This window comes from Photobacterium toruni (genome assembly GCF_024529955.1).
Classification (GTDB): Bacteria; Pseudomonadota; Gammaproteobacteria; order Enterobacterales; family Vibrionaceae; genus Photobacterium; species Photobacterium toruni.
Genome location: NZ_AP024854.1, coordinates 94,880 through 107,657, shown reverse-complemented (window position 1 = coordinate 107,657; position 12,778 = coordinate 94,880). Strand labels below are relative to the sequence as shown.

Annotated in this window: 14 protein-coding genes; 3 read left to right on the top strand and 11 right to left on the bottom strand. The window is 39.6% G+C overall.

Features of this window, described 5'->3' with window-relative positions; genetic code table 11:
* Nucleotides 1-83: 83 nt before the first annotated feature.
* The 7 genes from glpT to ftsY form a co-directional block, all read right to left on the bottom strand.
* Nucleotides 84-1,454: a glycerol-3-phosphate transporter gene (gene glpT, locus OC457_RS00495; protein ID WP_080174275.1), complete on the bottom strand. Its 1,371-nt coding sequence runs from the start codon at nt 1,452-1,454 to the stop codon at nt 84-86.
* Between the two features lie 356 nt (nt 1,455-1,810).
* Entirely contained in the window at nt 1,811-2,650 is an 840-nt protein-coding gene (gene glpG, locus OC457_RS00490) for a rhomboid family intramembrane serine protease GlpG (protein ID WP_080174274.1), read from the bottom strand.
* 115 nt (nt 2,651-2,765) lie between these two features.
* On the bottom strand, nt 2,766-3,086 hold the full coding sequence (glpE, locus tag OC457_RS00485) for a thiosulfate sulfurtransferase GlpE (RefSeq protein ID WP_080174273.1): 321 nt from the start codon (nt 3,084-3,086) through the stop codon (nt 2,766-2,768).
* A 549-nt stretch (nt 3,087-3,635) separates the two neighbouring features.
* Complete coding sequence (gene rpoH, locus OC457_RS00480; protein ID WP_080174272.1) at nt 3,636-4,496, bottom strand: RNA polymerase sigma factor RpoH; 861 nt, start codon at nt 4,494-4,496, stop codon at nt 3,636-3,638.
* Between the two features lie 178 nt (nt 4,497-4,674).
* On the bottom strand, nt 4,675-5,607 hold the full coding sequence (ftsX, locus tag OC457_RS00475) for a permease-like cell division protein FtsX (protein ID WP_080174271.1): 933 nt from the start codon (nt 5,605-5,607) through the stop codon (nt 4,675-4,677).
* Nucleotides 5,597-6,265 (bottom strand): cell division ATP-binding protein FtsE, encoded by a 669-nt coding sequence (gene ftsE, locus OC457_RS00470; protein ID WP_080174270.1) that lies wholly within the window; start codon nt 6,263-6,265, stop codon nt 5,597-5,599. The genes ftsX and ftsE overlap by 11 nt, the downstream gene beginning before the upstream one ends.
* Before the next feature lie 4 nt (nt 6,266-6,269).
* On the bottom strand, nt 6,270-7,676 hold the full coding sequence (gene ftsY / locus OC457_RS00465; RefSeq protein ID WP_080174269.1) for a signal recognition particle-docking protein FtsY: 1,407 nt from the start codon (nt 7,674-7,676) through the stop codon (nt 6,270-6,272).
* Nucleotides 7,677-7,760: 84 nt separating this feature from the next.
* Between ftsY and rsmD the strand changes: the two genes are divergently transcribed.
* Nucleotides 7,761-8,366, top strand: a complete 606-nt coding sequence (rsmD, locus tag OC457_RS00460; RefSeq protein WP_045031620.1) for a 16S rRNA (guanine(966)-N(2))-methyltransferase RsmD — start codon at nt 7,761-7,763, stop codon at nt 8,364-8,366.
* Nucleotides 8,363-8,629, top strand: a complete 267-nt coding sequence (locus OC457_RS00455) for a DUF1145 domain-containing protein (protein ID WP_080174268.1) — start codon at nt 8,363-8,365, stop codon at nt 8,627-8,629. Before rsmD ends, OC457_RS00455 begins: the two co-directional genes overlap by 4 nt.
* A 68-nt stretch (nt 8,630-8,697) precedes the next feature.
* Here the strand turns inward: OC457_RS00455 and OC457_RS00450 are convergent, their stop codons facing one another.
* Entirely contained in the window at nt 8,698-9,015 is a 318-nt protein-coding gene (locus OC457_RS00450) for a putative signal transducing protein (RefSeq protein ID WP_080174267.1), read from the bottom strand.
* A gap of 866 nt (nt 9,016-9,881) precedes the next feature.
* The gene (locus OC457_RS00445) at nt 9,882-10,247 is read right to left on the bottom strand and encodes a DUF4145 domain-containing protein (protein WP_080174266.1); all 366 of its coding nucleotides are present in this window, start codon (nt 10,245-10,247) and stop codon (nt 9,882-9,884) included.
* 183 nt (nt 10,248-10,430) lie between these two features.
* On the opposite strand from OC457_RS00445, the gene OC457_RS00440 reads away from it, so the two are divergent.
* On the top strand, nt 10,431-10,763 hold the full coding sequence (locus OC457_RS00440; RefSeq protein WP_080174265.1) for a DUF2500 domain-containing protein: 333 nt from the start codon (nt 10,431-10,433) through the stop codon (nt 10,761-10,763).
* Between the two features lie 51 nt (nt 10,764-10,814).
* Here the strand turns inward: OC457_RS00440 and OC457_RS00435 are convergent, their stop codons facing one another.
* Nucleotides 10,815-11,819: an acyltransferase gene (locus tag OC457_RS00435; RefSeq protein WP_080174264.1), complete on the bottom strand. Its 1,005-nt coding sequence runs from the start codon at nt 11,817-11,819 to the stop codon at nt 10,815-10,817.
* A gap of 156 nt (nt 11,820-11,975) precedes the next feature.
* Nucleotides 11,976-12,698, bottom strand: a complete 723-nt coding sequence (locus tag OC457_RS00430; protein ID WP_080174263.1) for an SDR family oxidoreductase — start codon at nt 12,696-12,698, stop codon at nt 11,976-11,978.
* Nucleotides 12,699-12,778: the final 80 nt, after the last annotated feature.

Below are 12,778 nucleotides of genomic sequence, written 5' to 3'. Positions count from 1 at the left end.
CAATGAAAGGTAATAAAAACAAGGCTTCGCCAATGCGAAGCCTTTTTATATTACCTACAGCTCAACCAAGAAGCCAAATTTAATCATCCATTTTGCTGTTGTAACTCAAGTTGTTGCTGTTGATAGACCTTCTTTTCACCAATCATAGTGATAATAAAGAAGAAAATGGCCAGCACACACGAAGCTGTTAGAACAATAAAGCCACCATCCCAACCAAAATGATCCACCGTATACCCTAACAAGGCATTCGCAGCAACCGCACCACCTAAGTAACCAAATAGACCCGTTAACCCAGCAGCTGTACCAGCGGCTTTTTTAGGTGCAAGCTCTAATGCATATAAGCCAATTAACATTACTGGCCCATAAATTAGGAAACCAATCGCAACCAATGCCATCATATCGATACTTGGATTACCTGGAGGATTCAACCAGTAGACCAATACCGCAACAGTCACTAGTGCCATAAATAAAATCCCTGCAGGTGCACGGCGACCTTTAAACAGCTTATCGGATATCCAACCACACAATAACGTTCCGGGAATACCTGCCCACTCATAAAGGAAATATGCCCATGATGACTTATCCACGGTAAAGCCTTTCGCTTCACCCAAATACACTGGCGCCCAATCTAATACGCCATAACGAATCAGATAAACAAACGCATTCGCAATCGCGATAAACCACAATAATTTATTATTAAATATATATTTAAAGAAAATCTCTTTTGCAGTCATCTCTTTTTCAAACGACTTATCATAACTTTCTGGATAATCGTCTTTGTATTCTTCTATTGGTGGTAAGCCACAAGATTGCGGTGTATCGCGCATTACCAAAATGGTAAAACCCGCAACCAAGAGCGCAAAGAAAGCTGGAACATAGAAAGCAGAACGCCAATCATCATTAAATGCCCACAGGCCAAATATAAATAATGGACCAATTAAACCGCCACCAACGTTATGGGCGACATTCCACACAGAAACTAATCCCCCTCTTTCTTTATGTGACCACCAATGCACCATGGTTCGCCCACAAGCAGGCCATCCCATCCCTTGAAACCAACCATTTAAAAATAACAGCACAAACATCGCGGTAATACTGCCAGTTGCCCAAGGCATAAAGCCAAAGCACAACATCACTATTGATGACAATATCAATCCTGAGGCTAAAAAGAAGCGAGGATTAGATCGATCAGATACATTCCCCATTAAAAATTTAGATAAGCCATAAGCAATTGATACTGCCGCTAGTGCAACCCCTAATTCACCACGGCTATAGCCATATTCTTCAATCAAATATGGCATCGCTAGCGAAAAGTTTTTACGCACTAAATAGTAACCAGCATAACCAAAAAAAATACCAACAAATAATTGCCACCGTAACCGTTTATAGACCGGATCAATACTTCCATCAGGTAAGCGCTGTTTATGCGCTACGGGGGTAAATAAACCAAACATAGATGTTCCTTTCTGTTGTCTCACTGCTGTAGGGCAGCATGTGCCGTTGACGTAATACGCTGCGGGCATCTTATGGTGATTGTTTTAAGATTTAAGGCTACAAACAATCGCTTTATTTTCGATATCAATCAAAACCATACAAATTATTGCGCGAATGGTTGATTAAAAATGTGAAAACAGTCAAAGACAGACAGATAAAGATGAACAGATATGAAAATAACGCGGGTTTATATTAACATTGGACTCACTATCAAATAATCAACAGCTTTAGTTAATATTAATATAATGATCACTTCCACGATGATGTTAATAGACTCAACATCACCGCAAAAGTTGTAGGGAAAACAACCAGCAGGCTAGTGTTTAGACCGTAGTAATTTGGCATCCACGAATGCAATCGCACAACCAGTTAACAGCCCCATTAGATGAGCCATATTGGCAATAGCAATGCCCGCAGGCTCAGCAAAACCAATCACCAGCCACACCAACATAAATACCACGTAAGAGCGAGCGATCACTAACCCTCGCTGTGGTGCCAACCATCCCATCCACCAGATATAACCGAGTAAGGCATAAACAACCCCTGATAGACCACCAAAATTAGGTCCATCCAGCCAGAATTGACCAAAACCTGAAATCAATGACGAGATCAAAAATAGCTGTACGAGTTTTGCTGAACCACTATGACGTTCAATCTGTCCGCCTAATAGCCACCACCATAAACAGTTAAAAATCACATGCAACGCTGAGAAATGAAGTAACGCATGACTAAAATAACGCCACAGTTGCCATTGATCACCATTCATAAATGGAAAATGAAACCAATCAAATAACAGGGATTCAAAGCCTAATAACCATAATCCATAAATCACGAGTGATACGACCATCACCGTCAATGTAAATGGCCCGGCTTGCGCTTTCACCATTGATACTAAACTGGGACTGGAGTAATCAAATTTTGCCGTACGGCTCTCCGCCACTTGCCATGATGCTTCTTGATATTTACGACCATTAGGGTTGGCAATAAATGCATTCAATTCAGCTTCGGCTTCAATAAGATATTGGCTATCTTGTAGCCACAATGCAAACTTCCCTTCAGGCTCAGGTGCTAAAGTCAGTTCAATACCCCGAGAAGCCATATAATCAATAAATGCTTGCGCATGACGTGGGTTATAAAATTCAGCTAAGCGATGCATAGTTATCACTCTAATCGATAGGATATTATAAGTAGTAAAGACAACAACTTGTTATTACATCAAAAGGTATAACACGATCTAATGAATAGTCATTATTTTATCAATGCAAACTTAACTAAGCTTGTACCACAGGTAAGCCAGCACGACGCCAAGCTTCAAAACCACCATCAATGCTATACACGTGCTCATAACCTTGATTTACTAAATATTGTGCGGCACCTTGGCTACTGACACCGTGATAACACATCACTAATAAAGGTTGCTCAAAATCGACCTCATCCATTAATGTTACCATCGTATCGTTAGTAAGGTGAAAAGCGGCTTGAACATGAGCCTGCGCATAAGATTGAGGATCACGAATATCAACTAAAACCGCATTTGGTTGCTGTAATAATTGGTAGGCATCTTGGACTGAAAGAGGTTGAAACTGTTCCATAAGGTTTCCTTTTAATGGCTTCAAGAAAGGTAAAGCGCAATGGCTACAAATACTATTTATGATCGCGATCGATAATATTCATCTGAGATCGTAACCATACGATCTTATCAATATATCCACCAAAATCGACAATGAATCACTATTGTACCTTAGCTTAAATGTGGTATCTCCTATCAAAAAAGAAGCCTTTATCCACACCACTGCCACGATGAGTAACAATAACAGTTCAATCCCAACAAGGGTTTATTGGTCATCACAATCGCTCATCGAACACAAAGTAACCACCTGTGGAAAAGCCTGTGGATTGCGTTGATAATGTGGTTACTAATAAAAAGATCCACAACATGTAGATTGGATCCCAATATAACCTGTGGATAAGTTAATTAAACATACACACAATTATTCACAAATGCGACTTATGCCACATAAAATCATACAGATAACATCTTCTCTTACAATGGGGTTCGCTAACTCTCTATGTGGACGATCCACAGCGACAAAAAAACCGACTCTAAGGTCGGCTTCTCGATCATGAACGTTAGCAATAAATCAGTAAAAATCACCCACGGCATCTTTGAGCTTTTTCATGGCATTCTTTTCTAGCTGACGAATTCGCTCGGCTGATACACCATAATTATCGGCTAAATCTTGCAAGGTTGATTTTTGATCATCTAACCACCGTGAACGAACAATATGTTGGCTACGTTCATCAAGACTGGCTAATGCTTGTGATAAGCGATTATTAGCATGACTTTCCCAATTACTTTCTTCATAACTCAAGGCAACATCCGAGCCTTTATCTTCAAGGAAATAAGCGGGAGCCATCGGTGCTGAATCGCGTTCATCATCATCATTTTGCATTTCAAAGGTAGGATCTTGCGCAGCTAAACGTGATTCCATCTCGCGAACTTCAGCAGGCTCTACGCCTAACTGCTCAGCGACCATGTTCACTTCATCGTTATTAAACCAACCTAAACGCTTCTTTGATTTACGTAAATTAAAAAATAATTTTCGCTGCGCTTTGGTGGTTGCTACTTTAACTATCCGCCAATTACGTAATACATATTCATGGATCTCAGCTTTGATCCAATGCACCGCAAACGACACTAATCGCACGCCGACTTCGGGATTAAAGCGCTTAACCGCCTTCATCAAACCGATATTACCTTCTTGAATTAAATCAGCAATCGGCAAACCATAGCCTGAATATCCACGAGCAATATGTACGACAAACCGCAAATGGGACATCACTAACGCTTTCGCAGCATTAATATCACCGTCATAGTGTAGAGCTTCAGCAAGCTCTTTTTCACGCTCAGGCGTTAGCATTGGATAACGGTTTACAGTCTGAATATAACTTTCAAGACTATCCGCCGAAACTAGAACTAATTTCGACATCTCATTTGACATTCGAAAACCTCGTGTAATTTTTGTGCGATCACAACGGTTATTGAGCATATGCTAGCGTTGTGTGAACCGACAATGATGCCTGCAAACATAGTTAAAATGCAAGTCACAGCGCAAATATATATGATTACAAGCATCACTTTTTCTTATTATGTTGTTTTAAAATGATTAACAACAACAATTATACAGGGTTAATTTCACGCAAATGACGTCCAGCAGCAAGACGTGCTGCCATTAGGCCCAAGAAAGTAGCGACCATTATCATGATCAAGCCCTCATCCCAATTTAAGCCCAACATTCTAAAATGACTGCCATACAAATTCGCTAACTGCGCAACAGCATCACCCAATAGTAAAGTTACCCCTTGAGTTAGCCCCCATGCAATCAATGCAGCAATCAAGCCATACCACACCCCTACATACAAATAAGGACGTAAAATGTAGCTATTGGTCGCACCGACCATTTTCATAACTTGAATTTCATCTTTATGACTTAGCACTTGTAAACGTAAGGTATTACCAACAATTAAAAATACAGCAAACAGCATTAAGCCCGACATTAATAGTGCTAACGCAATTGCTAACTGCTGAATAGCCGCTAAACGCTGTAGCCAATCTCGATCTAAACGAACTTCTGCTACATGATTCTGCTGACCCAACTTTTGCGCTAATTGATTGGCTTTAGCTGTCGTTTGCCAACCACTCTTTGGCTCAACAATCACTACCGCTGGTAAGGGGTTATTCTGCTCATCAAATAAATTAAGCGCTTTGTCAAAACCACTATTTTGACGAAATTGTTCTAAACCTTGATCAGCTGTAATAAATTTCACGCTGTTAACTTGTGACCAGTTTTTAATTTCATCCGCTAAAGCTTGTCCATCGTCATTACTGGTATTGTGCTTTAAATACAGTGTAATTTGACTTGGATTTTGCCATGCATCAGCAACCACGGTAATGTTTTTCGCCATTAAATAAAAAGTACATGGCAAAGTTAAAGCAACGGCTAATACTGCAAGGGTTAAAAAATTACCCAGTGGCCGACGAAACATGTCTTTTAATGCTGAGCCTGCTTGTTGGCGATGAATTGCAAAAAAACCAATAGATTTACGCGCCATGTACCAGCTCCCTTAAATTGCCTTTATGTAGATCTAAACGACGATAATCACGGCTAGCCAGCAATGATGTATCATGGGTTGCCATCAATACTGCAACACCAACCCGATTAAACTCTTCAAATAATCGCAACACTTGTTGTGATAATTCAGCATCAAGATTACCTGTTGGCTCATCAGCCAGCAGTAACATTGGTTTATTAACAATAGCGCGGGCAATGCCAACGCGCTGTTGTTCACCGCCAGATAATTGGATAGGCAAACATTTTGCTTTATCCAATAATCCGACTTTATCCAAAGATGCACTCACACGGCGTTTGATATCATGTTCATTCATTTGCTCAACCCGTAATGGCAATGCAATGTTATCAAAAACACTGCGATCCATTAACAGCTTATGATCTTGAAAAATAATACCAATATTGCGGCGTAAAAATGGAATTTGCTTATTTGGTAATCGAGTAATATCGTGACCATTGAACCAAATCTTGCCGTCACTTGGACGTTCAAGGGCACAAATTAATTTCAGCAGCGTACTTTTACCGGCTCCAGAGTGACCGGTTAAAAAAGCCATATCTGCTGGTTTGAGATGAAAATCTACTTTTTGTAGGGCTTGCCTACCACCACGATAAGCTTTACTTACCTGCTGAAATCGAATCACTTTACTATTCCTCGTTGCTAAATAACGCTTCTATAAACTCATCGGCCGCAAATGGTCGTAAATCATCAATGCCTTCACCAATACCAATATAACGAATCGGAATATTAAATTGATCAGCAATTGCAAAAATAACACCACCTTTAGCGGTACCATCTAATTTAGTAATGGTGATCCCCGATACCGGAGCCACTTCACTAAATAGTTTTGCCTGACTAATGGCATTTTGACCCGTACCAGCATCCACTGTTAACATAATTTCATGCGGTGCTTCAGTATCAACTTTCTGCATCACTCGCACAATTTTACGTAACTCTTCCATCAGATGACCTTTGTTTTGCAAACGCCCTGCGGTGTCGGCAATAACAACATCAACATTTTTAGCTTTCGCTGATTCAATCGCATCAAAAATCACTGATGCACTATCAGCACCAGTATGCTGAGCGATCACGGGAACATTGTTACGCTCACCCCAAACCTGTAATTGCTCCACAGCCGCAGCACGGAAGGTATCACCCGCAGCTAGCATTACTGATTTGCCTTCAGCTTGGAATTGCTTAGCTAATTTACCAATAGTCGTCGTTTTACCGACGCCATTAACGCCAACCATTAAAATAACGTAAGGCTTTTTAGTCATATCAACCACTAATGGTTGTTCAACTTTAGCCAACATTTCACCCAATTCATCTTTTAATAGACCATAAAGAGCTTCGCCATCATGTAAATCACTGCGTGATGCTTTATCTGTCAGGTTATTAATGATTTTTAATGTGGTATCCATTCCCACATCAGCAATCAATAGTTGTTCTTCTAACTCTTCAAAGAGCTCATCATCAATTTTCTTACCGCGGAACAAGCCAAAGAAACCAGCACCAAAATTGGTTTTAGTACGCTTTAAGCCTCGCATTAAACGACTAAAAAAGCCTTCTGATTTTGGTTTTTCTTGCTCAACAGCCGCCGCTATTACAACGTCATTTTGAGTGTCATCGTCAGCAATGACTTCATTGGTTTTCTCATCAATAGCAGATTCCGCTTTTGACGTTAGTAATAACTCACTTTCATCAACAGTTTTATCTAATAACGGCTGTTGGTTTTCATCAACGGTTACAGTCTCATCATTAATGATACTATCAGTAACAATAGTGTCTTTTTGATGATCATTTTCTTGCAACGTTGCAGCCAATTGGCGATCATTAGTTTCAGCTATTAATTCTGGATCAATGGGTGCTTCTTGCTCAAGGTCATTATTATGACTGGCTTTCAGCCCCTCATCGTCAGAGGAATGTGTTGATTTTGGGCTATCAACCGAGCCATCAACTACTGATTGATCAGTAGCTTGTTCCTTTGATGCGTCGTTATCTTCAGAGCTAAATCCTAGCCACGAAAATAATCCGCGTTTCTTTTTTTCTGCCATTGGCAAATCCTAGCGCTTGATTGGTACAATTTACGGCCTAAAAACAGGTGTATACTATCATTTTCTTAACGGTCAAAAAAATCTATGACGCAGCGAAGACAGCAAACAACTCGCAAAACACAAAATAATCGTCCTGGTGGGTTCGTTAGAATCATCAGCGGACAATGGCGTGGACGCAAATTACCCGTTCATGATGTCGAAGGACTCCGTCCAACCACTGACCGTGTCAAAGAAACACTTTTCAACTGGTTAGCGCAAGACATTTATCAATCTAAATGCCTTGATCTCTTTACTGGTAGTGGTGGTTTAAGTTTTGAAGCGCTTTCTCGTGGTGCTGAAAGTGTCACCATGCTTGAACTTGATAAAAAAGCAGCGGCACAACTTGAAATCAACCTCAACACAGTAAAAGCAACCAATGCCACCGTGATCAATAGCGACAGTTTACGCTTTTTGTCACAAACAGGGACACCACACGATATTGTTTTTATCGATCCACCATTTCGAAAAGATCTTATTCAGGATGTTATCACAGCGTTAGAAAATAATGGCTGGTTAACACCACATGCAATGATTTATATTGAAGCTGAAAAGGAATTAGGTCAGTTGGCAATCCCTAGCCACTGGCATTTACATCGCGAAAAAAGTGCTGGCCAAGTCTGCTACCGCTTATTTTCCAGAGAGGAACCATGAAAGCACTGATCATTACTGCCAAAATAGCGATAGCCTTAGTATGGCTCGTATTATTCATTAATATCGTTCACCCTTTTCCTGGGGTTTCGGCGATAGCACTCTACATCATGACTGCATTTTTGTTCATGATGCACGGTTTACAAATGCTGATTTTCGTTGGTGCATTTGGTGATAAAATCAATATGTCGCGTTGGGAGCATTGGTCAATTTTAATCTTTGGTATCTTTGCGTTGCTGGATATTCGTCGTAAGCACATGATGTAATACCTAATTGAGCGGGCAACAGCATTGATGCTCGCTTTAATTATCTTATTCGTACCGATACTATGCCGTTATTGTTCTTTATCATGCTGACACTGCCAGCATAATTCAAATTGCCCCTGATTAACCTCGCCACAATGCCGACAATACCAATCATGATAATCATTACGTAAATACCCCTCAATAACGACTAAAGCTTGCTGCCATTGAGAGACAGCAACCCATAGCTGTACTTCTATCACGCCCATCGGTAACTCACCCGCTGCCGCCGCTAACGCCTCACCCGCCAAGCGTACTGATATACCCGTATTTTCTAATAAACCTTTAAGACTATGTGCTTCTAAACTATTGCTGGCGTTATACACACATTGCCATTGTTGATCCGCCATCCTTTTGCCTCATTAAATTAATATGAAAATAATTAATTAAAGATAGCAAGCTTGACTCAGATCTCTGTCTCTAATCTAAAATCTACTTTATTTGGCCATCATTCTCACACAGTGATAAACACTGTAAATAATGGCATTACACATTAATAACTTAGCTATAAAAACAAAAATAACGTGAAAAATTAAAGAAATAATACTCTAAGATACAATCAGTTAAATACAAAACAAACCATAAAAAAGGTAAATAATAAAAATCAGCACCAACTACCACCCACACAATGAAAACGGCATTTTTTATTACTTAAAAAAATGAAAAACCAACAACTTAGCTATTTAGCATACAATGCCAATTACAAACCAACAGTATAATTCAAAAATAACCACCAAATGGCATTACAACAAATCAATCTCTGTTTTTATTGTTTTTTTAATAAAAACTTACCAAACATGCCAATAAAAACAGAAACAAATAGGAAAAATAAAATAAAAATCAATTAAAACAACAACTAAAAAAGCATCAAACCCAGCATCACATGATTAACATTACATTTACAATGCAAAAGATACTGTTTTAATAGTAATAAATAGCCATTATCGACATTTTAAAATGTTTTTATATGACACAATCGCCACATTGCACTGTCAATGCCATTAAAATCATGTTATCTTTATTGTCAAGAAAAAATAAACTCACACTTAAGGATTAAAAATATGCTTACACACTCACAAAAACAAGGACTTGTAATGATTGCGGTTGTTGTTGGTTTAATGACACTCCCAATCATTTATTAAGTTTTATTCAAGAAACAAAAAAATAGCGCCTAATGGCGCCATTTTTTTATCTAAATTATCTCTATGCTCTTTCGTTATAACGTAATATGTTGCCAATGATAAAGATAGAACCCTAATGCCGCTAATGTAATACCACCAAGAAGTAAGATCGCCACTCCCCATACCAAGCGACTACTACGCGGCATTAACTCCACTTCGCACTCTGCACATAAGTCCATAAACAGTTGATAATGATTAGTTTCTGAGATAAAACTCTCCCCCGTCATTAACTCCTGACGTATCACAATGATTTTATGAAGCTTATTCACAATATCATCCGAAAAACGATTATCACAGCTCTGTACTAATTGCGTTAAGTCAGTCCCTTTAGCGTGATAATGTTGGCGTAATAAGTCTTCTAATTGACGTGATCGCTCAATAACTTGTTCAATCTCCATCATCACCTCTCTAAATCTTCCATTACAATTACCTTACCTAAGCTACCCATTCAACACAGTGTTTTAGTCAAATAATTGTACTCAGATCACGATTTTATTATCCAAAGTTAGGTATGTATAAATTTGCTGTGAATAATATCGTTGTCTTTATTTAATATAGCTTATTAACCACCAAGGAGTTTGGGAATGCCGACATGGATTATTGTCGTACTGTGCCTGCTATTACTATTGGCATTGTCTTATTTTGTCTATAACTATCGCCGCCATATCTTAGGTATTGATGCACCAGAAAAAAAAATTGAGGTTCAAATTTTAGACAAACAAAGTAACCGGATTATTGGTGCACAGCCAGGAGAGGAAGATGAAGAATATTGGTTTTATGTACAGCCACTAGCAGGAGGGCCTAAACGTGAATTCATGATAGGAATTCATTATTACCACGCCTTAAATCCCGGCGACAAAGGCATGATGACCTATCGCGGTCAACAATTTATTCATTTCGCATTACAACGCCAATAAATATCCCTCTGTTTGCTCATTATCTAATGAGCAAACAGATAATAAATGCGGTTATGGCACTAACCACGCGGTATAACGATGACGACTCAATAGCCAACTGGTCGCTAAAGCTAAACTCGCTGCAATTGCTGTCCATACTGGAATCGCAATTAACGGATTGGCAAAATAAAGATCATATTGTCGCAGTGGCCATAAAAAGATGGGATGGATCAAATACACCCCAAGGCTATATTTACTTAACCAGCTTAATCGAGTTTGAGTAGCCGCACTTAACTTATCACTCACCACACGACAAAGTAAGAACACCGTTGCTGCAACCAGCACTGTATTCAAGGTTTTATATGACAGCCAGCGACCGACTTTATATTCACCAGCGGCAAAACTATGGCTAATCACACTATAGTCAGTTATCACAACGGCGATCAGCGCTAATGGCAATAGCACCATTAAACTTGGCCAACGGTATTGATACAGGCAATAGCCTAACAATAAGTAGCCGCTATAAAGTAGATAAGTTTCACTCCATAACCCGTCAATATAAAACAAATATAAGCCGGTGATCAGCAGCCATACCATAATGACCCCTTTCACTTGCCCCGGTTCGGCTTTTTGTACCCACCACTGAATAACCGGAATCAGCAAATAAAGCGGAATAAAATAATAGAAAAAACCAAGGTGATAATAGGTTTCATGAATTGGTAATTTTTTTAGTACCGACCAACTTAGTGCACTATCAAAACCATGCACCGTTAAGCCAGAGAAAAAGGCATAAAATACCGACCACACTAAAAAGGGAATCAGCACTTTTCCAAATCGCCGTTTAATATAATAAACCGGTTCAAAAGGCCGCTGATCACTGAGCATCAAAGCACCTGTGATCATAATAAATACCGGCACAGCCCAACGACTAAGACTATTGATCGTGATCGCACTCATCCACTGCCAATCGGGTATTTGACCAAGCTGATCACGATAAGGACCAAGGACGTGGATCACGACAACTGCCAAGGCAGCAACCACTCGCAGTAAATCAAAAAATCCTATTTTTTCTCTCACTAACGGCCCCTTATATAAATAGCAACTACAAAAAAGCAGAGCCATAATCATTTACGGCTCTGCTTTGAATATAGCAGCCACTTAGCAGCAAGTATCTATTACAGTGTTCAATTAACCGATAACTCACTCATTGTTGGCAGTAATTTTACCTACTGGTTAAGGTTGTTGACGTGTTGCTGCTAATACAATTTCACGCACACATAAATTTTGAGGCTGGTTATAAGCATAACTAATCGCATTAGCAATATCTTGTGGCGCAATCACTCCACCCATGCCTTGCTTCCATTCTTGATAGCCAGCTTTAATTGCATCACTGCTAGTATGGCTTAGTAGTTCAGTTTCAACGGCACCGGGGGCAATCGTAATAAAGCGTACATTATCATCAGCCACTTCTTCACGAATATTTTCAGTAATAGCATGAACCGCAAATTTAGTTCCGCAATAAGCCGCATGATTAGGGAATGTTTTACGACCTGCGATTGAGCTGATGTTAATAACAGTACCTGTTTTACGTGCTTTCATCCCCGCAAGAACCACATGAATGCCGTTTAGCATGCCCATCACATTAACATTAAACATCGTTTGCCATTCAGCAGGATCCTGTTCATCAGCAAGACCAAGCAACATCATACCGGCGTTATTGATCAAGCAATCTACCGGACCAAATTTTTGTTCCGCTTCTGCCACCGCCGCTGCAATTGCTTTAACGTCTGTCACATCCACTTTACGGCACAATGTATTGGGTAGGTTTAATGCTTCCATCGCTTCAACGCGGCGAGCTAAAAGTAATAAAGAATACCCTTCTGCTGCTAATTTACGCGCAGTAGCTTCACCAATACCTGAACTTGCACCCGTGATCACAACTAAAGATTTTGCCATGTTTTTTTCCTCTAGAATAAACCGCACACTTGATGCAGCCAGCTAAGATGCTGTTGATGGCAATAACTATAGAACGAATG

Excerpts from the sequence above, each read along its gene's own strand:
- glpT (WP_080174275.1), bottom strand. The coding sequence starts at position 1,454 with ATGTTTGGTTTATTTACCCCCGTAGCGCATAAACAGCGCTTACCTGAT.
- glpG (WP_080174274.1), bottom strand. The coding sequence starts at position 2,650 with ATGCATCGCTTAGCTGAATTTTATAACCCACGTCATGCGCAAGCATTT.
- glpE (WP_080174273.1), bottom strand. The coding sequence starts at position 3,086 with ATGGAACAGTTTCAACCTCTTTCAGTCCAAGATGCCTACCAATTATTA.
- rpoH (WP_080174272.1), bottom strand. The coding sequence starts at position 4,496 with ATGTCAAATGAGATGTCGAAATTAGTTCTAGTTTCGGCGGATAGTCTT.
- ftsX (WP_080174271.1), bottom strand. The coding sequence starts at position 5,607 with ATGGCGCGTAAATCTATTGGTTTTTTTGCAATTCATCGCCAACAAGCA.
- ftsY (WP_080174269.1), bottom strand. The coding sequence starts at position 7,676 with ATGGCAGAAAAAAAGAAACGCGGATTATTTTCGTGGCTAGGATTTAGC.
- rsmD (WP_045031620.1), top strand. The coding sequence starts at position 7,761 with ATGACGCAGCGAAGACAGCAAACAACTCGCAAAACACAAAATAATCGT.
- OC457_RS00455 (WP_080174268.1), top strand. The coding sequence starts at position 8,363 with ATGAAAGCACTGATCATTACTGCCAAAATAGCGATAGCCTTAGTATGG.
- OC457_RS00450 (WP_080174267.1), bottom strand. The coding sequence starts at position 9,015 with ATGGCGGATCAACAATGGCAATGTGTGTATAACGCCAGCAATAGTTTA.
- OC457_RS00445 (WP_080174266.1), bottom strand. The coding sequence starts at position 10,247 with ATGATGGAGATTGAACAAGTTATTGAGCGATCACGTCAATTAGAAGAC.
- OC457_RS00440 (WP_080174265.1), top strand. The coding sequence starts at position 10,431 with ATGCCGACATGGATTATTGTCGTACTGTGCCTGCTATTACTATTGGCA.
- OC457_RS00430 (WP_080174263.1), bottom strand. The coding sequence starts at position 12,698 with ATGGCAAAATCTTTAGTTGTGATCACGGGTGCAAGTTCAGGTATTGGT.